Origin of the sequence: Arthrobacter sp. 2YAF22_2, from assembly GCF_052114645.1 — a bacterium.
Classification (GTDB): Bacteria; Actinomycetota; Actinomycetes; order Actinomycetales; family Micrococcaceae; genus Arthrobacter.
The window spans coordinates 1-3,926 of record NZ_JBFRFD010000350.1; the positions used below are offsets into that span (position 1 = coordinate 1).

1 protein-coding gene and 1 pseudogene are annotated in these 3,926 nt (G+C 68.8%); one reads left to right on the forward strand and one right to left on the reverse strand.

The genetic code is table 11. From position 1 onward, the window contains the following. Positions 1-179: 179 nt before the first annotated feature. Positions 180-3,575, forward strand: a complete 3,396-nt coding sequence (locus AB4Y86_RS13770; protein WP_441402776.1) for a pyruvate carboxylase — start codon at positions 180-182, stop codon at positions 3,573-3,575. Positions 3,576-3,683: 108 nt separating this feature from the next. Here AB4Y86_RS13770 and AB4Y86_RS13775 read toward each other — a convergent pair. After that, positions 3,684-3,926, reverse strand: a pseudogene (locus AB4Y86_RS13775) (long-chain fatty acid--CoA ligase); the annotation flags it as partial.

The following is a 3,926-nucleotide window of genomic DNA, read 5'->3' on the forward strand; positions in this document are numbered from 1 at the left end:
CGGCGGCCCTCCCGGTAGCCGGGAACCATGCCGGACGCTCCCGGAAGGCCGGTGATCTCCTTAATGCACCCGAAATGAAGCATAATGCTGTGATGGTCGACACATTCATTTGTGTGTGTGCGCACAGGTCTTAGAAACTGTGACAACTTACCGACCGCTCGCAATGATGCAGGAGAAGTATGTTTTCCAAGATTCTGGTGGCTAACCGCGGCGAAATCGCGATCCGTGCCTTCCGGGCCAGCTATGAGCTGGGTGCCAAAACGGTTGCGGTGTTTCCTACCGAAGACCGTAACTCCATCCACCGCCAGAAGGCCGACGAGGCGTATCTGATCGGCGAGGAGGGGCACCCGGTCCGGGCGTACCTCGACGTGGACGAAGTGGTCAGGGTCGCGAAGGAGGCGGGCGCCGACGCGATCTACCCCGGCTACGGCTTCCTCTCCGAGAACCCCAACTTGGCCCGCGCGGCAACGGCCGCCGGCATCACCTTCGTCGGTCCGCCGGCGGAGGTCCTGGAACTGGCCGGCAACAAGGTCGCCGCCCTCGAGGCCGCCCGCAAGGCCGGCGTGCCGGTGCTTAGATCCAGCCAGCCTTCCAAGGACGTTGACGAGCTCATCGCCGCCGCGGACGAAATCGGGTTCCCCATCTTCGCCAAGGCCGTCGCCGGCGGCGGCGGGCGGGGCATGCGCCGGGTGGACACCCGTGAGGCGCTGCCCGAGGCCCTGCAGGCCGCGATGCGCGAGGCCGATGCAGCCTTTGGCGATCCCACCATGTTCCTGGAGCAGGCAGTGCTGCGGCCGCGGCACATCGAGGTCCAGATCCTCGCCGACGCCGAGGGCAACGTGATGCACCTCTTCGAGCGCGACTGCTCCATCCAGCGCCGCCACCAGAAGGTCATCGAAATTGCCCCCGCGCCCAACCTGGACGAGGGAATCCGGCAGGCGCTCTACCGGGACGCCGTGAAATTCGCCAAGGCCTTGAACTACGTCAACGCGGGCACCGTGGAGTTCCTCGTGGACACCGTGGGTGAGCGGGCCGGCCAGCACGTCTTCATCGAGATGAACCCGCGCATCCAGGTCGAGCACACCGTCACCGAGGAAGTCACCGACGTCGACCTCGTCCAGGCGCAGCTGCGCATCGCCGCCGGCGAGACCCTCGCCGACCTGGGCCTCTCCCAGGAGACGGTCAAGCTTCGGGGCGCCGCGCTGCAGTGCCGCATCACCACCGAGGACCCGGCGAACGGCTTCCGTCCCGACGTCGGCAAGATCACCGGCTACCGTTCGGCCGGCGGCGCCGGTGTCCGGCTCGACGGCGGCACCGTGTACTCGGGTGCCGAGATCAGCCCGCACTTCGACTCGATGCTGGTCAAGCTGACCTGCCGCGGCCGCGACTACCCGACCGCCGTAGCCCGCGCCCGGCGGGCCCTCGCCGAGTTCCGGATCCGCGGCGTGTCCACCAACATCTCCTTCCTGCAGGCCGTCCTGGACGAYCCGGACTTCGTCGCCGGCGACGTCGCCACCTCGTTCATCGACGAACGCCCCGGACTGCTCAAGGCGCGGGTCTCCGCGGACCGCGGCACCAAGCTGCTGACCTGGCTCGCCGAGGTCACGGTCAACAAGCCGAACGGCGAGCTCACCGTGCACAGCGACCCGGCGGACAAGCTTCCGGCCCTCGCCGAAGGAGACGCCCCGGCGGGGTCCCGCCAGCGGCTGCTCGAGCTCGGGCCGGAGGGCTTCGCGAAGGCCCTCCGCGAGCAGGTAGCGGTCGCCGTCACCGACACCACCTTCCGCGACGCGCACCAGTCACTGCTGGCGACCCGCGTCCGCACCCGCGACCTCGTGGCGGCCGCCCCCGCCGAGTCCAGGCTGCTCCCCGAACTGCTCTCCGTCGAGGCCTGGGGCGGCGCGACCTACGACGTCGCCCTGCGCTTCCTGGGCGAGGACCCTTGGGACCGCCTGGCCGCGCTGCGCAAGGCGCTGCCGAATATCTGCCTGCAGATGCTGCTCCGCGGCCGGAACACCGTCGGCTACACGCCGTACCCGGAGGAGGTGACCGTGGCGTTCGTCAACGAGGCCGCCGCGACCGGCATCGATATCTTCCGCATCTTCGACGCCCTCAACGACGTCAACCAGATGGCCCCCGCCATCCGCGCCGTGCGGGAGACCGGCACCGCCGTGGCCGAGGTCGCCCTCTGCTACACCGCGGACATGCTGGATCCGGAGGAAACCCTCTACACCCTGGACTACTACCTGGAGCTGGCGCAGAAGATCGTCGACGCCGGCGCGCACATCCTTGCCATCAAGGACATGGCGGGGCTGTTGCGCCCCGCGGCCGCTGCACGCCTGGTGACGGCCCTGCGGGAGCGGTTCGACCTGCCGGTCCACCTGCACACCCACGACACCGCCGGCGGCCAGCTGGCCACCCTGCTGGCCGCCGTGGATGCCGGTGTGGACGCCGTGGACGTGGCTTCGGCCTCACTGGCCGGTACCACCAGCCAGGTCTCCGCCTCGGCGCTGGTCGCGGCTTTGGCCCACACACCCCGCGACACCGGCCTGAGCCTGGCCAACGTGTGCGCCTTGGAACCCTACTGGGAGGCCGTGCGCCGCGTCTACGCCCCCTTCGAATCGGGCCTGCCAGGCCCCACAGGCCGGGTCTACCAGCACGAGATCCCCGGCGGTCAGCTCTCGAACCTGCGCCAGCAGGCGATGGCGCTGGGCCTGGGCGAACGCTTCGAAGCGATCGAAGACATGTACACCGCGGCGGACCGCATCCTGGGTCGGCTCGTGAAGGTCACGCCCTCCTCCAAGGTGGTCGGCGACCTGGCCCTGCACCTGGTGGGCCTCAACGCGGACCCGGCGGACTTCAACGAGAACCCGCAAAAGTACGACATCCCGGACTCCGTCATCGGCTTCCTCTCCGGCGAATTGGGCGACCCGCCCGGCGGCTGGCCGGAGCCGTTCCGGACCAAGGCCCTGCAGGGCCGCAGCGTCAAGGTCCGCGACGCCGAACTCAGCGCCGAGGACAGCGAGGCCCTCAAGGGCGACTCCAAGACGGTGCAGCAGACGCTCAACCGTTTGCTCTTCGCCGGTCCCACCAAGGACTACCAGAAGAGCGTCGACACCTACGGCAACCTCTCGGTCCTGGACACCCGCGACTACCTGTTCGGGCTGCAACGCGGCGCGGAGCACGAGATCGAACTRGAGAAGGGGGTCCGGCTGATCGCCTCGCTGGAGGCCGTGTCGGAGCCGGATGAGAAGGGGATGCGGACCGTGATGTGCACGCTCAACGGCCAGTCCAGGCCGGTGGTGGTCCGTGACAGGTCCGTGGTGAGCAACGTCAAGGCGGCCGAGCGGGCCGACGCCTCGCAGCCGGGCCAGGTGGCCGCGCCGTTCGCCGGTGCCGTCACCCTGACCGTCAAGGCGGGCGACGCGGTTAAGGCCGGGGAAACCGTCGCGACCATCGAAGCGATGAAGATGGAGGCCTCGATCACGACGCCGGTGGCCGGCACCGTGGCCCGGATCGCCGTCAGCGCCGTCGAACAGGTCCAGGGCGGTGACCTGCTGCTGGTCGTCGAATAGCGGCAGCGGCATCCAGCAGAAAGGGCTCCTCCGGCTGCGGCCGGGGGAGCCCTTTCTGGTCTGAGTGGTGCAGGTCTTCGTTGTGCAGGTGAGTGTGGTGCGGGCGTCTCAGGCGTGGGTGGGACGCTTCGCGGCGTACATCTCCTCGATCACGTCCTCGTAGTCCTTCATCACCTGGGCGCGCTTTACCTTCATGGACGGGGTCAGGTGGCCGGAGGCCTCGGTGAAGTCCGACGTCACGATCCGGAACGACTTGATGGCCTCGGCCTGGGAGACGGACTGGTTCGCCTGGTTGATCAGCTCCTGGACCGCCGCCATGACGGCGGGGTTCCCGGTGGCCTCGGCCAGCGT